Here is a 22,199-nt window from a genome sequence, read left to right as displayed (position 1 = left end):
CCGCAAGCGGGGGAAGCAACATGTCGGGCTTTTCAGACTCCCGACGCTTCCTCAAACCGGTTGGCGTCGCGATTCTTGCGTACCTTGGCCGGGTCCCACACGCGGCCGTTCATGGTGATGTAGACGCCGTCGGGCAGGGTCTGTACCGCGGCCACCGCGCAGCCGATGTTGAACACTGCATCCGAGCCCTGGAAGCGCGCCGGGTTGAGCGCGCCGGTCAGCACGATCACCTTGCCCTTGATGTCGGCCAGCGCCCTGGCGGTGTCGACCATGGTGTCGGTGCCGTGCGTCACCAGCACGTGCCGGTGCGGCTGCGCCTCGATGGTGGAACGCACCAGGGCGCGGTCCTCGGCGGCCATGTGCAGGCTGTCCTTGCGCAGGATGGGAATCACGTCGAATTGGAAGCCCACGCCGAGCTGGGAGAGGATTTCGCCGATCTGTGGCGCGCCGATCTTGTAATCCGACTTGTCGTCGAAATAGATCTTGTCGATGGTGCCGCCGGTGGTGACGATGGTCAGATGCTGCATGGGGTCGGCCAATAGAGGGAATGACGCATTTTAGCCCGCCCGCACATCTGCGCCGTGCCCCCCTGTAGGAGCGGCTTCAGCCGCGACGCTTTTTGGCCGCGACCGTCTTCACCCCAGCAACAACCCAGTGTCCTCTGCATCCGGCGCAATCAACCGATTGAGCCCATGGCTGACAAACCGGCGCAACGCGGCCCCCGGCCGCCGCTCGCCGCTGCGCGCCGACCACACCGCCTGACGCGCCAGCAACGCCGCCGCCGCGCAACGGGCGAGGGTGAAAGCCAACCCGCGCGCGCCTGCTTCGAGCGACGCACGATCGGCGCCATGCCGATCGAGATGCGCGGTGGTCGCATCCAGTGCTCCCGTGATGGCGGCTGCGGCCGCGTCATCGCTGCCGGCCAGCCAGCCGTCGACCGCCAGCCGCAAGGCTGACAATCCCTCACCGGCCAGCGCCCGCAAGCTGTCCAGCGACAACACGTTGGTGGTGCCTTCCCAGATCGGATACACCTGCGCGTCGCGCAGCAGCTGCGGCAGGCCGGTGTCCTCGATGTAGCCGGCGCCGCCGAACCCTTCCAGCGCTTCGGAGCAGATTTTCACCGCCAGCTTGCCGGTCCACAGTTTCGCCAGCGGCGTGAGCAGGCGCAGCAGCGCCGCTTCGTGCGCCGCCGCAGCGCCGCTCTCGACCCGGCCCAGCAGATGCGCCACTTCGAACGCCAGTGCGAACGCGCCCTCGAACTCGGCCTGCATGTCGGCCAGCGTCTGCGCGTGCAGCGGCTGCTCGATCAATGGACGGCCAAACGCCTGCCGCCGCGTGGCGTAGTCGCGCGCCAGGCTGATTGCCCGGGCCATGCTGGCCACGGCGCAGACGGCATTCCAGGTGCGGGTGACGTTGAGCATCGGCGCCACCTGGCGCACGCCGTGGGCCAGCTCGCCGACGGGCCAGGCGGGCAGGCCGTCGAGATGGATTTCCGCGGTAGGCAGCTCCTGCGTGCCCAGTTTGTCCTTCAGCCGGTCGATGATCAGCTCGGGCTTGCGCCGCTGGCCGTCCATCGTTTCCACGTAGAACAGTGCCAGCGCGGCGTTGCCTTCATCGGCGCCTCCGGGCCTGGCCAGCGCAAGTGCCGCTTCGCCGACCACGGCCGAGCTGAACCACTTGCGGCCATGCAATCGCCACTGGCCATCGCCATCGCGGCGCGCCACCGTCTCGCTGTGGCTGACATCGGAGCCGCCGATGTTCTCGGTCATCCATTGGCCGCTGAGCCAGAACTGCGCCGGATCGCGGCTGAGGAAATGTGGCAGCGCTCGCTCGATCAACGCTGCGTTGCCGGAGGCCTTGATCGCGGTGGCGGCGCCGTCGGTCATTGCCAGCGGGCAGGTGTAGAACTCGCTGGCCACGTGATACAGGTAGACGCGGGCGAACTCCTCCAGCCGCGCGTATTCGCCCGGCGCATGGCCGGTGGCAAGCACCGCGTGCCGCGTCGTCAGCTGCGGGCCTTCCAGCCACGCCGTGGTCAGCTCGATCCGGTCGACGCGGCGGCCCCACGCGTCCCATTGGGTCAATATCGGCTTGCGCCGGGTGCTTTCGCTGGCGCGTTGCCACGCCATCTGTGCGTAGTCGCCCAGAGCGGCGAGGTCGGCATCCAGCACCGCGCGGCGTTCGGCCGGCAGCACACGATCGAGCAGGTCGTGCAGCAATTGATCGCTGCGCCACGGATGCGCCAGTTGCGGCCCTTCTTGCAGGAATCCCATGGGTGTTCTCCCTAGGAGCGTGGAAGCTTTCGCCAGACGACTAGAATAGGCGCGTTTCCATCGAGGCGTGCCAGCCCCATGACCCCAGTGACAGTACCGCGCGTGGCGGTGTTGATTCCGTGTTTCAACGAGGCGGTGGCGATTGCCTCCGTGGTGCGCGCGTTTGCCGCCAGCCTGCCGCAGGCGCGGATCGTGGTGTACGACAACAACTCGACCGACGACACCGCGCGGATTGCCCGCGAGGCTGGCGCCGAGGTGCGGCAGGAGCGGCTGCAGGGCAAGGGCCACGTGGTGCGCCGCATGTTTGCCGATGTCGACGCGGATGTCTTCGTGATGGTGGATGGCGACGCCACCTATGACGCCAACGATGCGCCGGCGATGATCCAGCGCCTGTGCGACGAGCGCCTGGATCTGGTGGTGGCCAGCCGATCCAGCGATCACGCGCAGGCTTATCGTGCCGGCCATCAATGGGGCAACCGTTTGCTGACCGGCCTGGTCGGCTGGATATTCGGCAACACGTTTACCGACATGCTGTCGGGCTACCGGGTGATGTCGCGGCGTTACGTGAAATCGTTTCCGGCCCATGCGCAGGGTTTCGAGACGGAGACCGAGCTGGCGATCCACGCGCTGGAATTGCGCATGCCGGTGGCGGAAATGCCCAGCCGCTACAGCGCGCGACCGGAGGGTTCGCACAGCAAGCTCAACACCTGGCGCGATGGCTGGCGCATTTTCCTCACCATCGTGAAGCTGGCCAAGAATGGTCGGCCGCTGGCGTTTTTCTCCATCGCTTGCGCCTTGTGCGTGTTGCTGGCGGTGGGCTTGTCGCTGCCGCTGTTCGAGACCTATCTGGCCACCGGCCTGGTGCCGCGATTCCCCACCGCGATCCTGAGCGCGTCGCTGTGCCTGCTCGGCGGCGTGTTCCTGGTTTGCGGGCTGGTGCTCGACACGGTGACGCTGGGGCGGCGCGAGCAGAAGTATCTGGCGTATCTCAACCAGCCGGGACTCCCGAGCGCGAGTGACCCACGCTGATGCGGGCGCTGGATGCGCGGAAATTCCTGGGCGTGCGCGCCTTGCTGGCGTGCCTGTCTTTCGGTGCGCTGCTGTCGGTGCTGCGCGGCCAGGACGCGAACTGGGACCTGAAGAACTACCACCTCTACAACGCCTGGGCCGGGCTGCACGGACGGCTGGCGCTGGACCTGGCGCCGGCGGGCATGCAGAGCTTTTTCAATCCGTTGCTGGACATGCCGTATTTCCTGCTGGGAACGGGCCCGTTGCAGTATTGGCCGCGGCTGCTCGCCGGTGTGCAGGGGCTGTGGTACGGCGGCCTGGTTTTCATGCTGTTTCGTGTCGCGATCCGGCTTGCATGGCTGCGCGGGCGCACGTTTGGCTGGGCTGACGTGTGGGCGGTGCTGATCGGCGTGACCGGGACGATGACGGTCTCGCAGACCGGTTCCAGCTTCAACGAATTGCCGCTGGCCTTGTTCATCTTGTCGAGCTTATACGTGCTGTTGCCGTTGTGCGGCGACACACCCCGGCCATGGCGGCGCGCGCTGCTGGCCGGTTTGCTGGGCGGCCTGGCTGCAGGCTTGAAACCCACCGCCGTGGTTTACGCGCCGGCCCTGGCGCTGGGCCTGTTGCTGGCGCTGGGGATGCGGCGCAAGGCGTGGCGGCTGGCAACGCTGTTCGGTGTCGGTGCGCTGGCCGGTTTCATTGCGGCGTACGGCTGGTGGGGTTGGCAGCTTTATGAGCTCACCGGCAACCCGATCTTTCCGTTGTTCAACCAGGTGTTCCACTCGGCGTGGGTACCGGCGGTGGGTGGCACCGACCGGCAATATCTGCCGCGCGATCTGGGCCAGTGGCTGTTTTATCCGCTGTATTGGCTGGGAAAGAACCAGCACATCGTCACCGAGGTGAACTTTGCCGATGCGCGTTATGCGCTGGCGGGGCTGTCGACGCTGGCGCTGTTGACGTTGCCGTGGTTGCTGCGGCGCCAGCCGCTGGATCGGTCGATACGGTTGTTGCTGGTGTTTGTGGCCACGGCCTATGTGTTGTGGCTGTGCCTGTTTTCGATCCTGCGTTATGCGGTGCCGCTGGAGTTGCTCTCGGGCTTGTTGCTGCTGGCGGCGTTGCAGCTTTTCGCGCCGGCAGACGCGGCGCCGCGGCGCTGGCTGGTGTGGGCGATGGCCGGCGCCTTCCTGCTGCTGGCCGGGTTCAGCCGCTATCCGGGCTGGGGACATGTGCCATATGCGGATGTCACGTTCGATGTGCGGCCGCCGGCAGTCGAGCGCGGCAGCCTGGTGCTGGTGGTGGGGCAGCCGGATGCTTACGTGATTCCGTTTCTGCCGCATGCGCAGGACAACCGCTATATCGGACTGAGCTGGTTCACCCGGTCCGCGCTGGGCTTCCGGTTCGATACGCTGGTCCAGGAGCGGATCGCGGCGCACACGGGCGCGGTATACGCCCTGCTGCGCGACGACGCCGGTGAGGATCTGCCGCTGCTGCAACGGTATCTGCCCGGTGTCCGTATGAGCGACTGCGCGCCGGTGCAAAGCGGGCTGGAGCAACGGCGCAACGGCAAGGAGGCGTCCGGCAACCTGCGCATCTGCCGGCTGCAGTCCGACTAGTTCAGTGCGCCTTGCGTTTGACGCCGGCGCCCAGCAGGCCGATCAGCAGCACGGTCAGCACGATCTCGATGATGGCCGGCCAGCGCTGGTCGGCGGCGCTCCACGCTTCTGAGACGCCATGGCAGAAATAGAACAGGCTGAGGATGCCCACCCACAGCAAGGCGCGGCGCACGTCGCGGATCGCCAGCAGTGGCAGCAGCAGCGGCACGGTGGTGATCGCCAGCACCAGCCAGACCGGCACGGTCTGCGCGGGAAACAGCCAGGCGTGCCAGACCGGCTGCAACACCGTCAGCGCCGTCCAGGCGATCAGGCCCAGCCGTTGTTCGGGTGGCAACTGCGCCATCGTGCTCATGCGCCGGCCGCCAGTTTGCGTGCGGTGTCGGCAAGGCGGCGGCCCAGGGCGCGGGCCAGTTCGCGTTCGTGGTCACTGATGGGGTTGTCGCCCGTGGTGCCGGCGATGTGGCTGGCGCCGTAGGGCGTGCCGCCGCTCTGGGTGGCACTGAGCGCGGCTTCGGTGAATGGCAGGCCGAGCAGCAGCATGCCGTGATGCAGCAGCGGCAGCGCCATCGTCAGCAAGGTGGATTCCTGGCCACCGTGCATGGTGCTGGTGGAGGTGAAAACCGCCGCGGGTTTGCCGACCAACGCGCCGCTGGCCCATTCGGCGCCGGTGGAGTCGAGGAAATACTTCAGCGGCGCGGCCATGTTGCCGAAGCGGGTGGGGCTGCCCAGCGCCAGTCCGGCGCAGTCGGCCAGATCGGCGCGGGTCACGTAAGGTGCGCCGTCGTCCGGTTCGGGTGGCTGCGCCACTTCGGTCACCGGCGCCACCGGCGGCACCTGGCGCAGGCGCGCGTGCATGCCGGGCACTTCCTCGATGCCGCGGGCGATCAGGCGCGCCAATTGCGCGGTGTGGCCGCTGCGGCTGTAGTAAAGCACCAGGATGTCCTGGCTCATGCGCGGTGGTTCCGGTGGCAGGGACTCATGTGTTTTGGTCGTTCATGGGCGATACGCTAGTGTACCGGCGCATGCCGCAATGAGTTCATGCCGCATAGGTTCCGGCCGCGATGGTTGTGGCGACGATGCCGCCCTCCGGCGCAACGATGGAAGAATGATGGCCCTGCGCTTCAATCGCGAACGCACGTCGAATTTCAGCCGCTTCATCTGGCAGCGTTTTGTCGACGACAAATGCTTCGAGACGGCCGGCGCGCTGTCGTACACCACGCTGGTGTCGCTGGTACCGTTGATGGTGGCGGTGTTCGCGATGTTCTCGGTGTTTCCGGTGTTCCAGCCTGCACGCGACACGCTGATCACCTTCGTGTTCAACAATTTCGTGCCGGCGGCGGGCGAGGCGGTGCGCAACACCATGCTGGGTTTCGCGGCAAACGCCAGCAAGCTCACCGGCATCAGCATCCTGGTGATGCTGTTCAGTGCGGTGTCGATGATGATCAGCATCGAGGATCGGCTCGATCGCATCTGGCGCGTGCGCCAGCCGCGTGGGTGGGGATCGCGCCTGCTGCTGTATTGGGCCGCGTTGACGCTGGGGCCGATCCTGGTGGGTGGTGGCATCGCCGCCACCTCGTATGTCACGGCGATGCCGTTGCTGCACGGCGCCTACGACCTGGGCACCAGCATCGCCGAGCGGTTTCTGGTGGTGTTGCCGTTCGTGGTGACGTTCGTGACGCTGTGGCTGATGTATTCGGTGATCCCCAATTGCCGCGTGTCGCGCCGTGATGCGGCGATCGGCGCGCTGCTGGGCGCGGTGCTGTTCGAGGTCGCCCGCTGGGGCTTCACGCTGTTCGTGCGCAATGCGCATACCTACCAGCAGATCTACGGCGTGCTGGCCACGATCCCGATCTTCCTGCTGTGGATCTACCTGTCGTGGGTGATCGTGATACTGGCGGCGTCCGTCGCCGCTTCGCTGTCGGCGTACGAATATCACGCGCCGGCCACGACGTTGCCCGAGGGCGCGGAATTCCTGGGGCTGCTGGTGGTGTTGCGCCATTTCATCGAAGCCCAGCGCGATGGTTCGCGGGTGGATCCGGCGCAAGTACGATTGTGCGAGCCGTATCTGCGCAGCGCCGCCATCGCCGCCTATTTCGACGACCTGCAACGCGCCGACCTGATCACCCGCGGCGAGGCCGGCTGGTTGCTCTGCCGCAGCCTGGACAGCACGGACCTGCTGCGCGTCTACAACAAGACCCATTACCGCCTGCCGTTGCGCCCGGCTGAGGAAGCGGCCGCACTGGGCATCGAGTTGCCCAGGACGTTGCTTGAATTGCTGGACGTGATGGCGGATACCCTGCATGCCGCGCTGGGCACGCGGCTGGACCAGATCTATCCGCAGGACGCCGATGCGCCTGCCATTGAGGAACCGAACGCATGACTTTCCGCTTTTCCCGTCCTGCCGTATGGACGGCCATATCCGTCGCGATGCTGGCATTTGCCGCGCCCGCGTGGTCGGCCATGCCCGCCCAGCCCACGCTCCAGGTGACCACGCTGCAGGGCAAGACGTTCGATCTTTCCGCGCAGCGCGGCAAGTGGGTGATCGTGAATTTCTGGGCCACCTGGTGCGTGCCGTGCATCAAGGAGATGCCGGACATCTCGCGCTTCGTGGCGGCGCACCCGAATGTCCGCGCGATCGGGCTGGCGTATGAAGACAGCGATCCGGCCGACATCAAGGCCTTCCTGGCGAAGCGGCCGGTGGTGTACCCGATCGCGCAGGTGACGCTGGACAAGCCGCTGAAGGATTTCGACCAGCCGCGCGGGCTGCCCACCACCTACCTGATCAGCCCCGACGGCAAGGTCGCCAAACACATCGTGGGGCCGGTGACCGAGGCCTCGCTGGCGGCGCTGATCGGCCAGCCGTGATGGGGGCATCGTGATGCCGACTGCGCGTTTTGTCGTCACTGGCAGGGTGCAGGGTGTGTTCTTCCGCGCCAGTACGCGCGATCAGGCGCTGGCGCTTGGCATGGCCGGGCATGCGGAAAACCGGGCGGATGGCAGCGTCGAGGTGCTGGCCAGCGGGTCGGCGTCGGCGCTCGATGCGTTGCAGCGCTGGCTGCGGCAGGGGCCACCGATGGCGGCGGTCGAGGCGGTCAGTCGGGAGGACTTGCCGGAGCGGGAGTTGCAGGGGTTTCGGATCGGGTGACGAGATGCTTTACCCGCCGCTCAACGCCTGCAACTGATCGGCTTGGTACTCGCGGTTCAGCGCATCGATCAGCTCGCCCAAATCCCCTTGCACGATTTCGGGTAACCGATACAAGGTGAGATTGATGCGGTGGTCGGTGATGCGGCCCTGCGGGTAGTTGTAGGTGCGGATGCGCTGGCTGCGGTCGCCGGAACCCACCTGCAGGCGCCGCGCCTCGGAGCGTTCCTCGCTCTGCTTGCTGCGCTCGACGTCCAGCAGCCGTGCCTTCAGCAGGCTCAGTGCGCGGGCGCGGTTCTTGTGCTGGCTGCGCTCGTCCTGGCATTCCACCACGGTGCCGGTGGGCAGGTGGGTGATGCGGATGGCCGAGTCGGTCTTGTTGACGTGCTGGCCACCGGCGCCGGAGGCGCGGAAGGTGTCGGTTTTCAGGTCGGCCGGGTTGATCTCGATCTCGTCGATCTCGTCGGGCACCGGCATGATCGCCACCGTGGCGGCCGAGGTGTGGATGCGTCCCTGTGATTCGGTTTCCGGCACGCGCTGCACGCGGTGCGTGCCCGATTCGAATTTCAGTTGCGAATACGCGCCCTTGCCCTCGATGCGCGCCACCACTTCCTTGTAGCCGCCGTGCTCGCCGGCGTGCTCGCTGAGAATTTCCACCTGCCAGCGGCGGCTTTCGGCAAAGCGCAGGTACATGCGCAGCAGGTCGCCGGCAAAAATCGCCGCCTCGTCGCCGCCGGTGCCGGCGCGCACTTCGAGATACAGGCTGGCGTCGTCGCGCGGGTCCTTCGGCAGCAGCAGGATCTGCAGCTCGTCGTCCAGCTCCCGCAGCCGTTGCTCCAGCCGGCGCACATCGTCGGCGGCCATCTCGCGCAGTTCGGCGTCGTCCAGCATCGCCCGCGCATCGGCCAGTTCGTGTTCGGCCTGGTCGTGTTCGTGCAGCGAGACGGCGACCGGTTCGAGCTGGGCGTATTCCTGCGACAGCGCGCGGAAGCGGGCGTTGTCGGCGTGCACGTCGGGCTGGGCCAGCAGCAGGCCGATTTCCTCGTGACGCTCGGCCAGTGCTTCGAGCTTGCGGCGGATCGATGGGGTCATGGCCGGTACGTTTACCCTTTAACAGGCGGCAAATAATGCAGGAGCGACTTCAGTCGCGATGCTCTTCTTGGCGCCGATACAGCCAAGAGCATCGCGACTGAAGTCGCTCCTACAGATGGGGGGTGTTCGCGTCGTCGTCCAGGCCGTACAGGCGGCCCGCCGCGTGCAGCAGATCCATGTCGCCGCTGAGTGCGGCCTCGCGCAGGCGAGCGCTGGGGTGATGCAGCAGCTTGTTGGTCAGCGTGTTGGCGAGAAAGGCCAGTGCTTCGTCCGTCGGCTTGCCGTGGGCGATCATGGCGCGGGCTTTTTCCAGCACTTCGTCGCGGTAGGTCTCCGCGTGCTGGCGGATGTCCAGCGCCGGATTGTGCACGGTGAGCGCACGGCGCCAGGCCATGTAGCGGTCCACCTGCAGGTCGATGATGGCGTCCGCCTCGCGGGCGGCGGCCTGGCGCGAGCGGCGGTTTTCGTCGATTACCTGCTGCAGGTCGTCGATGCCATAGAGATAGACGTCGGACAGCTCGGCCACGCTGGCCTCGATGTCGCGCGGCACGGCGATGTCGACCATGAACATCGGTTTGCGCCGCCGCGTGGCCATCGCCTGCTCGACCATGGCGCGGGTGACGATCGGCGTGCGCGCGGCGGTGGAGGAGATCACGATGTCGGCTTCGGCCAGGTGCTGCGGCAGGTCGGCCAGCGCCACCGCATAACCGCCATGGCGGGCGGCCAGTTCCTGCGCGGTTTCCAGCGTGCGGTTGGCCACGATCAGCCGGCGTGCCTGCTTGTCGGCCAGGTGCCGCGCCGCCAGTTCGATGGTGTCGCCGGCGCCGATCAGCAGCACGCAGGCCTGCTTCAGGTCCGCAAACACCTGCTCGGCCAGGCGTACCGCGGTGAACGCCACGGATACCGTGTGCGCGCCGATGCGGGTATCGGTGCGCACCCGCTTGGCCACGGCAAAGGTGTGCTGCAACAGGCGATCCAGCGGTGCGCCCAAGGCCTGCGCGGCGCGGGCCTGCTGGTAGGCATCCTTCACCTGACCCAGGATCTGCGGCTCGCCCAGCACCATCGAGTCCAGCCCGGTGGCGACGCGGAACATGTGCCGCACCGCATCCTGTTCATCGTGCCGATACAGGAACTCGTCCAGCTTGCCCGGCGTCAGATGATGGTGGCGGTTCAGCCACTGCTGCGGGATACCCTCGGCGCCGGCCGTTACGCCCACGTACAACTCGGTACGGTTGCAGGTGGACAGGATCAGTGCCTCTTCCACGCCCGGTTCGCCACGCAACGCGCGCACGGCTGCCGCAGCGGCGTCCGGGTCGAACGCCACCCGCTCGCGCAGGCTGACCGGCGCGGTGAGGTGATTGAGCCCGAGGGCGATCAGCGGCATTTTCGGAAGGAATCCGGGCAGGAATGACGGCAGCGTAGGCTAAGCTTGATGCAACCTGCCGTGTACGGAGCGATACGGCGAAACGGTCAAACAAACGGTGAACAGTGTGCGGAGCAGGTCGGTCAAGTTCAAGCAACTGCGGCATTTTACGGCAGTCTCGGCATTCGCGCTGGGCCTGGCCGGATGCGCCTCGATGGCATCGCGGCCAGCCACCACCGCACCGGCGCCCGCGCAGCCGTTGACGCACCTGGTGGTGGTGACGCCCGATGCCGACCACGATCTGCTGGCCCAGCTGCTGGCCGGCGAGATGGCGCTGAACCGCACCGACCTCGCCGGTGCGGCCGGATTCTTCGGCAAGGCGATGATGCTGAGCAACGAGCCGGAAGTGGCCGAACGCGCCGCCGGCCTGGCCACCGCGGTGCACGATGACGCCGCCGCGCAGCGTGCACTGGACCGCTGGCAGTCGCTGGGCGCCGAACCTGCCGCGCTGGCTGCGGGACGCGCGCAACTGGCGCTGGACCGCGGCGACGGCGACGAGGCGGCGCGTCAGTTGCAGCGCCTGCTGGACAGCGGCGACAAGGACGCCTGGCGTCAGCTTGGCCGTGTCTTGCTGTCTGCCCGCGACCAGGCTCAGGCGGGCCGTCTACTGGAAAAACTGGCCACGGCACAACGTCTGCCTGCCGACCCCAGGGCATGGTTGGCGATGAGTGAACTGGGCGACAAGCTGGGTCGCCATGCCTACGCCATGCAGATCGCCCAGGCAGCGATGGAGCGCTTCAAAAGCCCCGAAACCTATGCCTGGGCGGCGCAGATGACGTTCCGCCAGGGTGACCATGCGGCGGCGCAGGCGCTGCTGCGCCAAGCCGTTGCGCGTCACCCGGAAAGCACCGCGCTGCGGATGGGTTATGCCGGCATGTTGAGCCAGGCCGGCGACAACGCCGCCGCCTTGCGGGTGCTCGACCACGGCCCGCAGGATGCCGACACCTATGCCCTGCGCGCGTCGCTGGCCGCGCGGGCCGATGACGACAAGGCCATCGCGGCGTTGTACCAGCAGTTGCAGAAGGCGCCGTCCGACGTGCGCCGGCACAACGCCTACCTGCTCGGGCAACTGGCGCAGATGCAGCGCCGCGATGCCGAGGCATTGACCTGGTACGACCAGGTGGCTGATGACGACCCGCACGCGTTCGACGCCGACCTGCGCACCGCGGTCATCCTGCAGTCGCAAGGCCACGGCGCCGAGGCCCACGAGCTGCTCAGCCAGTTGCAGATGAGTTACCTCGACCAGCCCGATCAACTGCGTCAGGCCTACCAGGTGGACGCCGAGCTCTACATGCGCGAGCAGCACTTCACGCTGGCCGAAGCGGCGTTCAACCGCGCCTTGCAGGTGGTACCGAACGATCCCGGCTTGCTGTACGGGCGCGGGCTGGCCTATGCCGAGGCGGGCAAGGTGGATCTGGCGGTGAAGGATTTCGAGCACCTGCTTGAGATCAAGCCCGATGACATCGATGCCAGCAATGCGCTGGGCTACACCCTGGCCGATGCCGACCGCGATCTGCCACAGGCCGAAAAACTGCTGCGCGCCGCCCGTGCCGCCAAACCGCATGACCCGGCGATCGCCGACTCCTGGGGCTGGCTGCAATACCGGCTGGGTCACCTCGACCAGGCGGCCGAGGTTCTGCGCAGCGCGTGGCAGTCGCGCAAGGACGCCGACGTCGGCGTGCATCTGGCCGAGGTGCTGTGGAAACAGGGCCAGCAACAGGAAGCGAAGAAATTGTTTGACGAAGTACGCAAGCTCGACCCGCGCAGCAGTTTGCTGCGCGAGACCCTGAAGAGGCTGCAGCCGTGAGGCGCTGGTTGCGGTATTCCCTGTTGGTATTGCCGTTGCTGCTGACCGCCTGCGTGCCCGCCGTGCGGATGAAGGGCGACGCCAGCCTGCTGGCCGCCCAGCACGCGCGCGAGCGGGCGCTGGCGCCGGTCGATCGCTGGGTGTTGCAGGGGCGGCTGGGCGTATCCAACGGCAGTGACGGCGGCAGCGGAAGTTTCAGCTGGAGCCAGGACGGCGACCATTACGAATTCGTGTTGCGCGCGCCGGTCACCGGCAAAAGCTTCCGCCTCAGCGGTGACAACCACGGTGCGCTGATGGAAGGCCTGGATGGCGGGCCGATCCGCGGCCGCGACGCCGAATCACTGATGCACCGGGCGCTGGGTTGGGATGTGCCACTGAGCGACCTGCGCGCCTGGGTGCTGGGGCTGCGCGCCGACAGCGGCCCGGCGGAACTCACCTTCGGCGAGGACCGGCTTCCGGCCACGCTGCTGCAGGACGGCTGGAGCGTGGATTATCGCGAGTGGGATACCAGCCGCCAGCCGCCACTGCCGAAAAAACTGTACGCGGCGAAACCCCCGTACAAGGTGAAACTGGTGATCGAATCGTGGCAACTCCCCTGAGTGCGGTTCGCGGCGATGACGGGTCGCCCCATCCCCGACCCAGCCGCCACGACATGAACTGCCGGATCGTGCGTGCCGGCGCCGCCGACGTCGACGCGCTGTGCGAGATCGAGCGCAAGGCCGTGCAGCTGTTCCGCGGCCATCCGGCCTGGCCGTCGTATGCGGCGATGGTCATTCCGCCCCCGTTGCTGCATCTGGCGGTCAGCCGCGGCCTGGTGTGGGCTGCGCTGGATACTTCCGGCGAGCCGGTGGGTTTCGTGTGGCTGGATACCGACGTGGGCGAGGGCGCGATCGGCATTGCCGAGCTCGACGTGCTGCCGTCGCACGGCCGCCGCGGCATCGGCGCGGCGCTGCTGGAGCATGCCTGCGACTGGGCGCGCGCGGCCGGCTATCGCCGGGTCGATCTGGGCACCCTGGCCGATGTGCCATGGAATGCGCCGTTCTACGCCAGGCATGGTTTCGTGGCGGTCGACAGGAGCGATCCGACCTTCGCGCTGGCGCGCCAGCGCGATCGTGACAACGGGTTCCCCGAGCACCTGCGCCAGTTCATGAGCCGCCATCTGCCGCCGCTGGCCGCAGGCGACTGGTCGGCCTGGCCGGCACCGGCCAAGCTCAACCTGTTCCTGCGCATCGTGGGCCGGCGCGACGATGGCTATCACGAGCTGCAAACCGTATTCCGGCTGCTCGACTGGGGCGACGAGATACGCCTTCGCGTCCGCGGCGATGGCGAGATACGCCGGCTGAGCGACACACCCGGCGTGCCAGCCGAACACGATCTGGTGACCCGCGCCGCGCGCCTGCTGCAAACCGATGGCGGCATGGGCGTCGACATCACGGTGGAAAAACGCATTCCCATGGGTGGCGGCCTGGGCGGCGGCAGTTCCGACGCGGCCACCGTGCTGGTGGCGCTCAACCACCTGTGGGGGCGCCACCTCGACATCGATGCGCTGGCCGAGCTGGGCCGCCAATTGGGCGCCGACGTGCCGGTTTTCGTGCGGGGCAGATCGGCGTGGGCCGAAGGCGTCGGCGAGAAACTCACGCCGCTGGCGTTGCCGCGGCGCTACCATGTGGTGCTCGACCCGCACGAATCGGTACCGACAGCGGCGCTTTTCCAGGCGCCCGAATTGACACGAAATGCGCCGCGGGCGACAATTTCATCCTTTGTTTCCGGCGAAACGTCGGAGAACGCCTTCACGACCGTTGTGCGAGCGCGACACCCGCGGGTGGCCGCGGCGCTGGACTGGTTGGCGGGCTTCGGCGAGGCGCGACTTTCCGGCAGCGGTGGTTGCGTGTTCCTGGAGGCGAAATCACTCGATCGGGCGGTGGCGATTGCGCGTCGTTGCCCGGCGGCATTTTCGGCCCAAGTGGCCGCGGGTGTCGACGTGTCATCGCTGAACCAGGCCCTGGCGCGCCATTGCGGCGCGCCGTGAGCCGCATGGATCGAACCAAAGCACGAACGAAAACTAAAACTTCTGGGGCGTCGCCAAGCTGGTTAAGGCACGGGATTTTGATTCCCGCATGCGCAGGTTCGAATCCTGCCGCCCCAGCCATTCATGATGGCCATTGGTTCTGAGGTAATGACTGTGGATACGTCCACCCCGATGCTGCTTTTTTCCGGCAATGCGCACCGCGCACTGTCCGAGAACGTCGCCCAGCGCCTGGGTGTGCCCTTGGGCAAGGCGCTGGTGGGCACCTTCAGCGACGGCGAAGTGCAGATCGAGATCGAGGAGAACGTCCGCCGGCAGGAGGTTTTCGTCATCCAGCCCACGGGCGCGCCGAGCGCGGAAAACCTGTTCGAGCTGCTGGCGCTCACCGATGCGCTGAAGCGGGCATCGGCCACCAGCGTTACCGCCGTAATGCCGTATTTCGGCTATGCACGGCAGGATCGTCGGCCGCGCTCGGCGCGAGTGCCGATCACCGCCAAGCTGGCTGCCAAGATGGTCAGCGCCGCTGGCGTGGATCGCCTGCTCACGGTGGATCTGCATGCCGACCAGATCCAGGGCTTCTTCGATATCCCGGTGGACAATGTGTACGCCTCGCCGGTGCTGCTGGCCGATATCTGGCGCAACCACGCCACGGACGACCTGATCGTGGTGAGCCCGGACGTGGGGGGCGTGGTGCGCGCACGGGCCATCGCCAAGCGCCTGGACGACGCGGACCTGGCGATCATCGACAAGCGCCGTCCGCGCGCCAACGTCTCCACGGTGATGAACATCATCGGCGACGTCGACGGCAAGACCTGCGTGATGGTTGACGACATCGTGGACACCGCCGGCACCTTGTGCGCGGCCGCCGCCGCCCTGAAGGAGCGTGGCGCCCGCAAGGTCATTGCCTATTGCGTGCACCCGGTACTGTCGGGCGCGGCAGTCAGCAACATCGAGAACTCCCAGCTCGACCAGCTCATCGTCACCAACACCTTGCCGCTGCGCGCCGAAGTGCAGGCCTGCGGCAAGATCCGCCAGTTGTCCGTCGCCGAACTGCTGGCCGAAACCATTCGCCGCATCGCCTACGGCGAGTCGGTAAGTTCGTTGTATGTGGACTGAAAATTGAAGTGTCCGCCCAGGATGGGCGGTCTTGATGTCAGTTTTTCGCGGCACGGATGCCGCGTGAAATAACGATCTTCACCTGGTCGCGGGGAAGTCAACCAGTCGCCGCGAGGCGGCAAACAACCACCAAGGTAGTGAAAAGCAATGTCCAAGAATCTTGAAATCAAGGCGCAAGGCCGCAAGGACGAGGGGAAAGGTGCGAGCCGCCGCCTGCGTCGTGCCGCTTATGTGCCTGCCGTTGTCTACGGCGGCGATCAGGCTCCCGAGAGCATCCAGATCGAGCACAACACCATCCTGCTGGCCGCGAAGAACGAGTCGTTCTTCTCCTCGGTGCTCGACCTGAACGTCGACGGCAAGGTGCAGAAGGTGCTGGTGCGTGACTGGCAGAAGCATCCGTTCAAGCAGTTGATGATGCACATGGATTTCCTGCGCATCGACGAGAACGCCAAGCTGCGCGCCAACGTGCCGCTGCACTTCCTCAACCAGGAAACATCGCCGGCCGGCAAGATGTCCGGCGTGGTGATCTCGCACAACCTCACCGAGGTGGAAGTCAGCTGCCTGCCGAAGGACCTGCCCGCGTTCATCGAGCTGGACCTGGGCGCGGTCGAAGCCGGCGACATCATCCACCTGTCGCAGCTGAAGCTGCCAGCCAACGTGGAACTGCCCGCGCTGGCGCTGGGTGAAGCGCACGACGCTGCGGTGGTCACCGTGAATGCGGTCAAGGAAAGCGCTGCCGACGCGGCGGAAGACGCGGCCGCCGAAGCCGAAGCCGAGGCGAACAAGGCCGCGGCTGCCAAGCCGGCCAAGCCGGCGGCTGACAAGAAGTAAGCCGCGACGGCCCGCGCTCCGATGGAGTGCGGGCCGTCCTGCTGCTTCTGCGCATGGCTGGTTTGCGACTCATTGTCGGGCTGGGCAACCCCGGTGCCGAATACCTCCGAACCCGGCACAACGCCGGGTTCTGGCTAGTTGACGCCCTCGCCAGCGGGCGGGGCGAGCGTTTCGCCTTCGACGGCAAGCTGCACGGCGAGAGTTGCCGCGTGCGCCTCGGTGGCGAACCGGTCTGGCTGTTGAAGCCGGCCACCTTCATGAACAAGAGCGGCATCGCCGTGGTTTCGGCGCTGCGCTATTACAAGATCGAACCCGAACAGTGCCTGGTCGCGCACGACGACCTGGACCTTCCTGCGGGCACCGTGCGGCTGAAGTTCGACGGCGGCCACGGCGGCCAGAACGGCTTGCGCGACATCATGGGTCACCTCGGCCACGGCAAGTTCCATCGCCTGCGCGTGGGCATCGGCCACCCCGGCCACCGCGACCAGGTCACCCCGTGGGTGCTGGGCCGGCCATCGGCCACGGACGAGGACGCGATCCTCGACGGCATCGCCCGCGCCCTGGACGTACTGCCGCTGGCGGTGGAAGGCCAGTTCGAGAAGGCGATGCAGTTGTTGCATACGAAATAGCCGGGATTGGGGATTCGGGATTAGGGATTCGTCAAAGCACGGCGGCCCGCTCTTCCGAATCCCTAATCCCACATCACGAATCCCGGAGTCCCAAATGGGCATCAAATGCGGCATCGTCGGTCTGCCCAATGTCGGCAAATCCACCCTGTTCAACGCGCTGACCAAGGCGGGCATCGCGGCGGCGAATTTTCCGTTCTGCACGATCGAGCCGAACGTGGGCGTGGTGCCGGTGCCGGACCCGCGGCTGAATGCGTTGGCAGAGATCGTCAATCCGCAAAAGGTGATCCCGACCGCGGTGGAGTTCGTCGACATCGCCGGGCTGGTGGCCGGTGCGTCGAAGGGCGAGGGCCTGGGCAACAAGTTCCTGGCGCACATCCGCGAGGTCGACGCGATCGCCCACGTGGTGCGCTGCTTCGAGGGTGACGTGATCCACGTGGCCGGCAAGGTCGACCCGATCGCCGACATCGAGACCATCGACACCGAGCTGGCGTTGGCCGACCTGGAGTCGGTGGACAAGGCGTTGAACCGCGCCGAGCGCGCGGCCAAGGCCAACGACAAGGAAGCGCTGGCGAAGAAGCCGGTGCTGCAGAAGCTGGCCGCTGGCCTCAACGAAGGCAAATCCGCGCGCAGCCTGGGCCTGGACGAGGAAGAGAAGACGCTGGTGCGCGACCTGTTCCTGCTGACCCTGAAGCCGTTGATGTACATCGCCAACGTCCCCGACGACGGCTTCGAGAACAATCCGTTGCTGGATGCCGTGCGCGAGCGCGCCGCCACCGAAGGTGCCGAGGTGGTGCCGGTGTGCGCCGCGATCGAGGAAGAGATGGCACAGCTGGACGACGCCGACCGCGACGAGTTCCTGAAGGACATGGGCCTGGACGAGCCGGGCCTGAACCGGGTGATCCGCGCCGGCTACAAGTTGCTCGACCTGCAGACCTATTTCACCGCCGGCGTGAAGGAAGTGCGCGCGTGGCAGGTGCGGCGCGGCTCCACGGCGCCGCAGGCGGCGGGCGTGATCCACAGCGATTTCGAGAAGGGCTTCATCCGCGCCGAGACGATCGGCTACGAGGACTTCATCCAGTACAAGGGCGAGGCGGGCGCGGGTGCGGCCGGGCGGCTGCGCAAGGAAGGCAAGGAATACATCGTCAAGGATGGCGACGTGCTGCACTTCCTGTTCAACGTCTGAGCTGCCGTACGTACGGCGACGCAGTGATCAGATGTCGCTGTCGTCGCCTTCGGTGATCTGCCGCTGCATGCGGTCCAGATAGGCATCGAGTTCCTGGGTGCTGGCGAATACCTCGTTCACCGGCACGGCCTTGACGATGTCGAACACCTTGCGCACCTGCGGCTGCGGATTCAGCAGCAGGGTGTGGCCGCCGCGGGTGCGCATATTCTTGCGGATCTTGGCGAAGCTGCGCAGGCCGGCGCTGCTGACGTATTCCAGATGGGCCAGGTCGATCACCACGGTGCCGCCATCGGCGAGTCGTGGCAACAGGGCGAGCATGGCCTCGTCGAGCTCGCCGAAGGTCATCGCGTCGAGGCGGCCACCGACCTGCACGACCACGCGGTCGGGGGCGGAGAATTCGCTGTGCAGGCTGAGCGTCATGGTGAAGATCCATCCTGGGTCGGGTAAGTGAAGCGAAGCAGCAGGTGATTGCCTTGCGCGTCCCGTGTATAGCGCATTTCGTCGGTCATGGTGCGTGCGAGGTGGATGCCGAGGCCGCCGATCTGCTCGCGGTCGGCCAGGTCGCCGGTAAGGGTGGGGGCGGCGGATTGCAACGGGTCGAAGGCGATGCCGTCGTCGATCAGCTCGATCGTGGTGGCGCCGGGTCGGGACTGCAGCAACACGCGGATCCGGCCGGGTCGGCCATCGGGATAGCCGTATTCCACCGTGTTGACCATCAGCTCCTCCAGCACCAGGCGCACGTCGCCGTGCAGTGATGCCGGGACTTTTGCCTCCTGCAGCAGCTGCTCGCAGCGGTCGAGCGCCACGAAGACGTCCGGCAGCCGGTTGTCGATGTCTATCCCGGTCGGCGGCGCCCCGGCGCCGTGCCAGGTCAGCGCCAGCAGGGTGATGTCGTCCGCCTGCGCGGCATCCGCCACGAAGTGGTCGACGTCACCCAGCAGCCGCTCGATGTAGGCGGCGGTGTCGGCGGTCGGCGGAACCTGCGCGAGACTCTCCACGGTGCGCTCGATGCCGTACATCTGCAGCTCGTGGTCGCTGGCTTCGGTGATGCCGTCGGTGTACATCAGCAGCGTTTCACCCGGGCGCAGGCGCAGGCGTTGTTCCGGGTAAGTCGAGTCTTCGTACAGCCCCAGCACCGCGCCGGTGGGGAATTCCAGCAGTTGTGGTGCGCCACGGCCGCACAGGATCGGCGGCTCGTGGCCGGCGCTGGCCAGCACCAGGTCGCCGCTGCCAGTGTCCAGCAGGCCGCACAGCAGGGTGACGAACATGCAGCTGTCGTTGCCGCGGCAGAGTTCGAGATTGAGCAGTTGCAACAGGTTCTGCGGCGTCTGCGCGCGCGGCGCCAGCGCCTTGGCCAGGGTGATCGTCTGCGCCATGAACAGGGCGGCCGGAATGCCCTTGTCGGAGACGTCACCGACCATCACGAAGAAGCGCTGCGGGTCGAGCATGAAGTAGCTGTAGAGATCGCCGCCGACGGCCCGCGCGGGACGCAGCGCCGCATGCAGTTCGAACTGCGCGCAGACGGCATCGAGGTAGTGTGCGTTCGGCAACAGGCCGAGCTGGATCTGGTGGGCGATCTCCAGTTCGCTGGCCAGCCGCTGTTTTTCGCGCGCCACCCGGGCGAGGTCCTCCAGATGCAACGCCAGCTCGCGGCGCATGTGGTCGAACGACTGGGTCAGACGGCCCACTTCGTCGGGCCGGCGTGCCGGCGGCAATTCGAAATCCAGCTCGCCGCGGGCAACGTGCTCGGCGCGGTCGGCCAGTACACCCAGCGGCGCCATCGTGCGGCGGATCGTCAGCAGGGTGATCAGCGACACGCCGAGCAGGGCCAGCAGGCCCAGCGCGAGGCTCAGCATGAAGATGTGCCGCACGCTGGCGTAGGTCTGGTACTCGGGCACCACCAGCCCAAGCCGCCAGCGTGTGCCTTCGATCGGTGCGGAATAGACCCAGACCGGCCCGCGCGCCCGCGGGTTCTGTGCCACCCGCAGGCGCATGGCTCCGGCCTGGTCGCTGGCCAGCGCGTTGAGCAAGGCTGGTGAGCCGCGTTTGCCCACCAGGGCCGGATTGTCGTGCGCCAAGTAGTTGCCGTCGCTGTCGAGCACGAAGGCGTAGGCGCCCGCGGGCTTGTCCAGGCTGCCGAGTATCTGGTGCAGCCAGTCGAGAGTGACGTCGGCGTTGATGATGCCGATCGGGTGCCCTTCGCGCTCGATCGCCACGGAGTAGTTGATCACCTGGCGGTGCCGCGACAGCGACAGGAACGGTCGCTGCCAGCAGCCGCTGGCGCAGCCGAGCCCGCCGAGGAACCAGTTGCTGTTCCAGTAGGGGTTGCTGTCTTGCGACAGGTTGCGGCTGGCCAGGCTGCCGTCGTCCAGTCGACGCACGAACGGCGAATACATGGACCCATCGGCGGTGTCGGGTGACGGCGTGAACGCTGCAGCCAGGCCATCCATGTCCAGATTGGTGGACAGGGTGTCGCGCAGCAGGGATTCGGCGTCATCCTGACGGGTGGCGACGATCGTCGCGAGCATCTGTGCCGAAACGGCAACGCGATCGATCCGGGCCTGGATCTGGCTGCCCGCGTTGGCCGCCAGGGCGGCGGCCTCGTGGTGGGTGTGCTGCAGGATCTGCGCGCGGGTCAGGCTGAGCAACAACGCCCCGATCGCCGCAAGCACGACCATCGATCCGACCAGAACCCACAATGCTGTCCGCGATGCAATGCTGCGCAGGGCCATGCTGCATTCCCGGTTTCCTTGGCCTTGCATCTAGCCACGAATAATTGGTTGTCCGCAAGCCGGACCGGCAAGGATGGCTCCGTCAGTCAGGGCATAATCCCGCCCTCCTACTTCACCGACGAGACGCCGCCCCATGTCCGGACAACAGCACGAAGTGACGTTCCGTTTTCTCGCCCAGCCAACGGACGTCAATTTCGGCGGCAAGGTACATGGCGGCATGGCGATGAAGTGGATCGACCAGGCTGGCTATGCCTGTGCAGTGGGCTGGAGCGGGGCATATTGCGTCACCGCATCGGTGAGCGGCATCCAGTTCGTGGCGCCGATCCTGATCGGTGACCTGGTCACGGTACGCGCGCGGCTGATTCATACCGGCACCAGCAGCATGCATCTGGCCGTCGACGTGCTGGCTCGCGACCTGCGTCGCGACGAGCAGCGCCTGGCCACCAGCTGCGTCATGGTTTTCGTGGCGCTCGACGGGCAGGACGGCAAGCCCACCCCGGTGCCGCGCTGGGAGCCGCGCGACGACAGCGAGCGCCGGTTGCAGGCGCAGGCCCGGCAGTTGCTGGAGCTGTCCAAGGGAATGGAGCAACTGGTCGATCTGCGCGGCGTGACGCTGGATTGAGCGGCCGCAAAACCTGCCGGAAAATCACGCCGACATGCGAATTCGGTGCCAGAAGGTGTTGACAGTCCCGGGTCCGATCCACACAATACGCGTTCTTTGTTGGAGGGATACCCAAGCGGCCAACGGGGGCAGACTGTAAATCTGCTGGCTTACGCCTTCGGTGGTTCGAATCCACCTCCCTCCACCAGTTGCAAGCGGCATCATGCGACGCGAAAGCGGCGCAGTTGGCAAAGGTTCCGCGCAGGGCGGGAGTAGTTCAATGGTAGAACATCAGTTTTCCAAACTGATTACGCGGGTTCGATTCCCGCCTTCCGCTCCATTGTTCTGCATCTGCTGATGCGAAGTTGGTCAACGCAGATGCTGCCTAGATCGACGCTTTATGAAGAGTCCGGCAGGATGCCGGTCTTGTTCTTCGCCATCATGGAGGATGGCTGAAATACATACGCTCATGTAGCTCAGTCGGTAGAGCACTTCCTTGGTAAGGAAGAGGTCACAGGTTCGATTCCTGTTATGAGCACCAATTCAGTTTGACCTTCACGGTCGTGACCCTTGCAGGGCACGTTTTCTTTTTAACCATTGACTCCATCGGGGTTTAGCGCGCATGGCAAAGGGTAAATTCGAACGCACCAAGCCGCACGTCAACGTCGGCACGATTGGTCACGTGGATCACGGCAAGACGACGCTGACGGCCGCACTGAC

Annotated in this window: 22 protein-coding genes and 4 tRNA genes; 18 read left to right on the top strand and 8 right to left on the bottom strand. The window is 66.4% G+C overall.

Annotated features, from left to right (window positions below; genetic code table 11):
• Positions 1 to 32: 32 nt before the first annotated feature.
• Positions 33 to 527 carry an asparaginase domain-containing protein gene (locus ASD68_RS07505; protein WP_056605306.1) on the bottom strand — a complete coding sequence of 165 codons (495 nt, stop codon included), beginning with the start codon at positions 525 to 527 and terminating at the stop codon, positions 33 to 35.
• A 108-nt stretch (positions 528 to 635) separates the two neighbouring features.
• A complete protein-coding gene (locus ASD68_RS07500; RefSeq protein ID WP_056605303.1) occupies positions 636 to 2,273 on the bottom strand; it encodes an acyl-CoA dehydrogenase family protein in 1,638 nt (545 codons plus the stop codon).
• Positions 2,274 to 2,351: 78 nt separating this feature from the next.
• Here ASD68_RS07500 and ASD68_RS07495 point away from each other — a divergent pair, with 78 nt between their 5' ends.
• Positions 2,352 to 3,302: a glycosyltransferase family 2 protein gene (locus tag ASD68_RS07495; RefSeq protein ID WP_082546000.1), complete on the top strand. Its 951-nt coding sequence runs from the start codon at positions 2,352 to 2,354 to the stop codon at positions 3,300 to 3,302.
• Positions 3,302 to 4,897, top strand: a complete 1,596-nt coding sequence (locus tag ASD68_RS07490; RefSeq protein ID WP_056605296.1) for a hypothetical protein — start codon at positions 3,302 to 3,304, stop codon at positions 4,895 to 4,897. The genes ASD68_RS07495 and ASD68_RS07490 overlap by 1 nt, the downstream gene beginning before the upstream one ends.
• A 1-nt stretch (position 4,898) precedes the next feature.
• Here the strand turns inward: ASD68_RS07490 and ASD68_RS07485 are convergent, their stop codons facing one another.
• Entirely contained in the window at positions 4,899 to 5,249 is a 351-nt protein-coding gene (locus tag ASD68_RS07485; protein WP_056605294.1) for a DUF2069 domain-containing protein, read from the bottom strand.
• Positions 5,246 to 5,848: an NAD(P)H:quinone oxidoreductase gene (gene wrbA / locus ASD68_RS07480; protein ID WP_056081143.1), complete on the bottom strand. Its 603-nt coding sequence runs from the start codon at positions 5,846 to 5,848 to the stop codon at positions 5,246 to 5,248. The genes ASD68_RS07485 and wrbA overlap by 4 nt, the downstream gene beginning before the upstream one ends.
• A 157-nt stretch (positions 5,849 to 6,005) precedes the next feature.
• Between wrbA and ASD68_RS07475 the strand changes: the two genes are divergently transcribed.
• From ASD68_RS07475 to ASD68_RS07465, 3 genes are read left to right on the top strand one after another with little or no spacing between them, the layout of a single operon-like run.
• Positions 6,006 to 7,277, top strand: a complete 1,272-nt coding sequence (locus tag ASD68_RS07475) for a YihY family inner membrane protein (protein WP_056607363.1) — start codon at positions 6,006 to 6,008, stop codon at positions 7,275 to 7,277.
• Positions 7,274 to 7,762 carry a TlpA disulfide reductase family protein gene (locus ASD68_RS07470; protein WP_082520175.1) on the top strand — a complete coding sequence of 163 codons (489 nt, stop codon included), beginning with the start codon at positions 7,274 to 7,276 and terminating at the stop codon, positions 7,760 to 7,762. Before ASD68_RS07475 ends, ASD68_RS07470 begins: the two co-directional genes overlap by 4 nt.
• Positions 7,763 to 7,775: 13 nt before the next feature.
• Positions 7,776 to 8,042, top strand: coding sequence for an acylphosphatase (locus tag ASD68_RS07465; RefSeq protein ID WP_056605292.1), 267 nt, complete (start codon positions 7,776 to 7,778; stop codon positions 8,040 to 8,042).
• Positions 8,043 to 8,051: 9 nt separating this feature from the next.
• On the opposite strand, the gene prfA is transcribed toward ASD68_RS07465, so the two are convergent.
• Complete coding sequence (prfA, locus tag ASD68_RS07460; RefSeq protein WP_056605288.1) at positions 8,052 to 9,131, bottom strand: peptide chain release factor 1; 1,080 nt, start codon at positions 9,129 to 9,131, stop codon at positions 8,052 to 8,054.
• Positions 9,132 to 9,240: 109 nt separating this feature from the next.
• Positions 9,241 to 10,515 (bottom strand): glutamyl-tRNA reductase, encoded by a 1,275-nt coding sequence (gene hemA / locus ASD68_RS07455; protein ID WP_056081131.1) that lies wholly within the window; start codon positions 10,513 to 10,515, stop codon positions 9,241 to 9,243.
• A gap of 193 nt (positions 10,516 to 10,708) precedes the next feature.
• Here hemA and ASD68_RS07450 point away from each other — a divergent pair, with 193 nt between their 5' ends.
• The 8 genes from ASD68_RS07450 to ychF all read left to right on the top strand — a co-directional run bounded on the left by ASD68_RS07450 (position 10,709) and on the right by ychF (position 18,146).
• Positions 10,709 to 12,361 (top strand): tetratricopeptide repeat protein, encoded by a 1,653-nt coding sequence (locus ASD68_RS07450; RefSeq protein WP_056605285.1) that lies wholly within the window; start codon positions 10,709 to 10,711, stop codon positions 12,359 to 12,361.
• Positions 12,358 to 12,960, top strand: a complete 603-nt coding sequence (lolB, locus tag ASD68_RS07445) for a lipoprotein insertase outer membrane protein LolB (RefSeq protein WP_056605282.1) — start codon at positions 12,358 to 12,360, stop codon at positions 12,958 to 12,960. The genes ASD68_RS07450 and lolB overlap by 4 nt, the downstream gene beginning before the upstream one ends.
• Positions 12,961 to 13,013: 53 nt before the next feature.
• On the top strand, positions 13,014 to 14,390 hold the full coding sequence (gene ispE, locus ASD68_RS07440; protein WP_056605279.1) for a 4-(cytidine 5'-diphospho)-2-C-methyl-D-erythritol kinase: 1,377 nt from the start codon (positions 13,014 to 13,016) through the stop codon (positions 14,388 to 14,390).
• 43 nt (positions 14,391 to 14,433) lie between these two features.
• A tRNA-Gln gene (locus ASD68_RS07435) sits at positions 14,434 to 14,510 on the top strand.
• Positions 14,511 to 14,537: 27 nt separating this feature from the next.
• Positions 14,538 to 15,503, top strand: coding sequence for a ribose-phosphate diphosphokinase (locus ASD68_RS07430; RefSeq protein WP_056081120.1), 966 nt, complete (start codon positions 14,538 to 14,540; stop codon positions 15,501 to 15,503).
• A gap of 147 nt (positions 15,504 to 15,650) precedes the next feature.
• Positions 15,651 to 16,334 (top strand): 50S ribosomal protein L25/general stress protein Ctc, encoded by a 684-nt coding sequence (locus tag ASD68_RS07425; protein ID WP_056081117.1) that lies wholly within the window; start codon positions 15,651 to 15,653, stop codon positions 16,332 to 16,334.
• A 53-nt stretch (positions 16,335 to 16,387) separates the two neighbouring features.
• Positions 16,388 to 16,963 (top strand): aminoacyl-tRNA hydrolase, encoded by a 576-nt coding sequence (gene pth, locus ASD68_RS07420; RefSeq protein WP_056607361.1) that lies wholly within the window; start codon positions 16,388 to 16,390, stop codon positions 16,961 to 16,963.
• A gap of 94 nt (positions 16,964 to 17,057) precedes the next feature.
• Positions 17,058 to 18,146 carry a redox-regulated ATPase YchF gene (gene ychF / locus ASD68_RS07415; RefSeq protein WP_056605276.1) on the top strand — a complete coding sequence of 363 codons (1,089 nt, stop codon included), beginning with the start codon at positions 17,058 to 17,060 and terminating at the stop codon, positions 18,144 to 18,146.
• 27 nt (positions 18,147 to 18,173) lie between these two features.
• On the opposite strand, the gene ASD68_RS07410 is transcribed toward ychF, so the two are convergent.
• Together ASD68_RS07410 and ASD68_RS07405 are read right to left on the bottom strand one after the other, a co-directional pair.
• Positions 18,174 to 18,566: an STAS domain-containing protein gene (locus tag ASD68_RS07410; protein ID WP_056081111.1), complete on the bottom strand. Its 393-nt coding sequence runs from the start codon at positions 18,564 to 18,566 to the stop codon at positions 18,174 to 18,176.
• Positions 18,563 to 20,878, bottom strand: coding sequence for a SpoIIE family protein phosphatase (locus ASD68_RS07405; RefSeq protein ID WP_056605274.1), 2,316 nt, complete (start codon positions 20,876 to 20,878; stop codon positions 18,563 to 18,565). Before ASD68_RS07405 ends, ASD68_RS07410 begins: the two co-directional genes overlap by 4 nt.
• A 133-nt stretch (positions 20,879 to 21,011) precedes the next feature.
• Here ASD68_RS07405 and ASD68_RS07400 point away from each other — a divergent pair, with 133 nt between their 5' ends.
• The 5 genes from ASD68_RS07400 to ASD68_RS07380 all read left to right on the top strand — a co-directional run.
• Positions 21,012 to 21,500, top strand: coding sequence for an acyl-CoA thioesterase (locus ASD68_RS07400; protein WP_056081105.1), 489 nt, complete (start codon positions 21,012 to 21,014; stop codon positions 21,498 to 21,500).
• A gap of 101 nt (positions 21,501 to 21,601) precedes the next feature.
• Positions 21,602 to 21,687, top strand: a tRNA-Tyr gene (locus ASD68_RS07395).
• A 58-nt stretch (positions 21,688 to 21,745) separates the two neighbouring features.
• A tRNA-Gly gene (locus tag ASD68_RS07390) sits at positions 21,746 to 21,819 on the top strand.
• 125 nt (positions 21,820 to 21,944) lie between these two features.
• A tRNA-Thr gene (locus tag ASD68_RS07385) sits at positions 21,945 to 22,020 on the top strand.
• A gap of 81 nt (positions 22,021 to 22,101) precedes the next feature.
• Positions 22,102 to 22,199: GTP-binding protein (locus ASD68_RS07380; protein ID WP_031270842.1), on the top strand; the 98-nt coding region annotated here is incomplete at its 3' end.

Origin of the sequence: Rhodanobacter sp. Root627 (assembly GCF_001427835.1) — a bacterium.
Taxonomy (GTDB): Bacteria; Pseudomonadota; Gammaproteobacteria; order Xanthomonadales; family Rhodanobacteraceae; genus Rhodanobacter; species Rhodanobacter ginsenosidimutans.
This window is presented reverse-complemented; position numbering and strand designations above follow the sequence as displayed.

Excerpts from the sequence above, each read along its gene's own strand:
- hemA (WP_056081131.1), bottom strand. The coding sequence starts at position 10,515 with ATGCCGCTGATCGCCCTCGGGCTCAATCACCTCACCGCGCCGGTCAGC.
- ASD68_RS07495 (WP_082546000.1), top strand. The coding sequence starts at position 2,352 with ATGACCCCAGTGACAGTACCGCGCGTGGCGGTGTTGATTCCGTGTTTC.
- ASD68_RS07505 (WP_056605306.1), bottom strand. The coding sequence starts at position 527 with ATGCAGCATCTGACCATCGTCACCACCGGCGGCACCATCGACAAGATC.
- pth (WP_056607361.1), top strand. The coding sequence starts at position 16,388 with ATGGCTGGTTTGCGACTCATTGTCGGGCTGGGCAACCCCGGTGCCGAA.
- ASD68_RS07405 (WP_056605274.1), bottom strand. The coding sequence starts at position 20,878 with ATGGCCCTGCGCAGCATTGCATCGCGGACAGCATTGTGGGTTCTGGTC.
- ASD68_RS07470 (WP_082520175.1), top strand. The coding sequence starts at position 7,274 with ATGACTTTCCGCTTTTCCCGTCCTGCCGTATGGACGGCCATATCCGTC.
- ASD68_RS07475 (WP_056607363.1), top strand. The coding sequence starts at position 6,006 with ATGGCCCTGCGCTTCAATCGCGAACGCACGTCGAATTTCAGCCGCTTC.
- prfA (WP_056605288.1), bottom strand. The coding sequence starts at position 9,131 with ATGACCCCATCGATCCGCCGCAAGCTCGAAGCACTGGCCGAGCGTCAC.
- ASD68_RS07400 (WP_056081105.1), top strand. The coding sequence starts at position 21,012 with ATGTCCGGACAACAGCACGAAGTGACGTTCCGTTTTCTCGCCCAGCCA.
- ASD68_RS07450 (WP_056605285.1), top strand. The coding sequence starts at position 10,709 with ATGGCATCGCGGCCAGCCACCACCGCACCGGCGCCCGCGCAGCCGTTG.
- ychF (WP_056605276.1), top strand. The coding sequence starts at position 17,058 with ATGGGCATCAAATGCGGCATCGTCGGTCTGCCCAATGTCGGCAAATCC.
- ASD68_RS07490 (WP_056605296.1), top strand. The coding sequence starts at position 3,302 with ATGCGGGCGCTGGATGCGCGGAAATTCCTGGGCGTGCGCGCCTTGCTG.
- ASD68_RS07425 (WP_056081117.1), top strand. The coding sequence starts at position 15,651 with ATGTCCAAGAATCTTGAAATCAAGGCGCAAGGCCGCAAGGACGAGGGG.
- ASD68_RS07430 (WP_056081120.1), top strand. The coding sequence starts at position 14,538 with ATGACTGTGGATACGTCCACCCCGATGCTGCTTTTTTCCGGCAATGCG.
- ASD68_RS07485 (WP_056605294.1), bottom strand. The coding sequence starts at position 5,249 with ATGAGCACGATGGCGCAGTTGCCACCCGAACAACGGCTGGGCCTGATC.
- ASD68_RS07500 (WP_056605303.1), bottom strand. The coding sequence starts at position 2,273 with ATGGGATTCCTGCAAGAAGGGCCGCAACTGGCGCATCCGTGGCGCAGC.
- wrbA (WP_056081143.1), bottom strand. The coding sequence starts at position 5,848 with ATGAGCCAGGACATCCTGGTGCTTTACTACAGCCGCAGCGGCCACACC.
- ASD68_RS07410 (WP_056081111.1), bottom strand. The coding sequence starts at position 18,566 with ATGACGCTCAGCCTGCACAGCGAATTCTCCGCCCCCGACCGCGTGGTC.
- ispE (WP_056605279.1), top strand. The coding sequence starts at position 13,014 with ATGAACTGCCGGATCGTGCGTGCCGGCGCCGCCGACGTCGACGCGCTG.
- ASD68_RS07465 (WP_056605292.1), top strand. The coding sequence starts at position 7,776 with ATGCCGACTGCGCGTTTTGTCGTCACTGGCAGGGTGCAGGGTGTGTTC.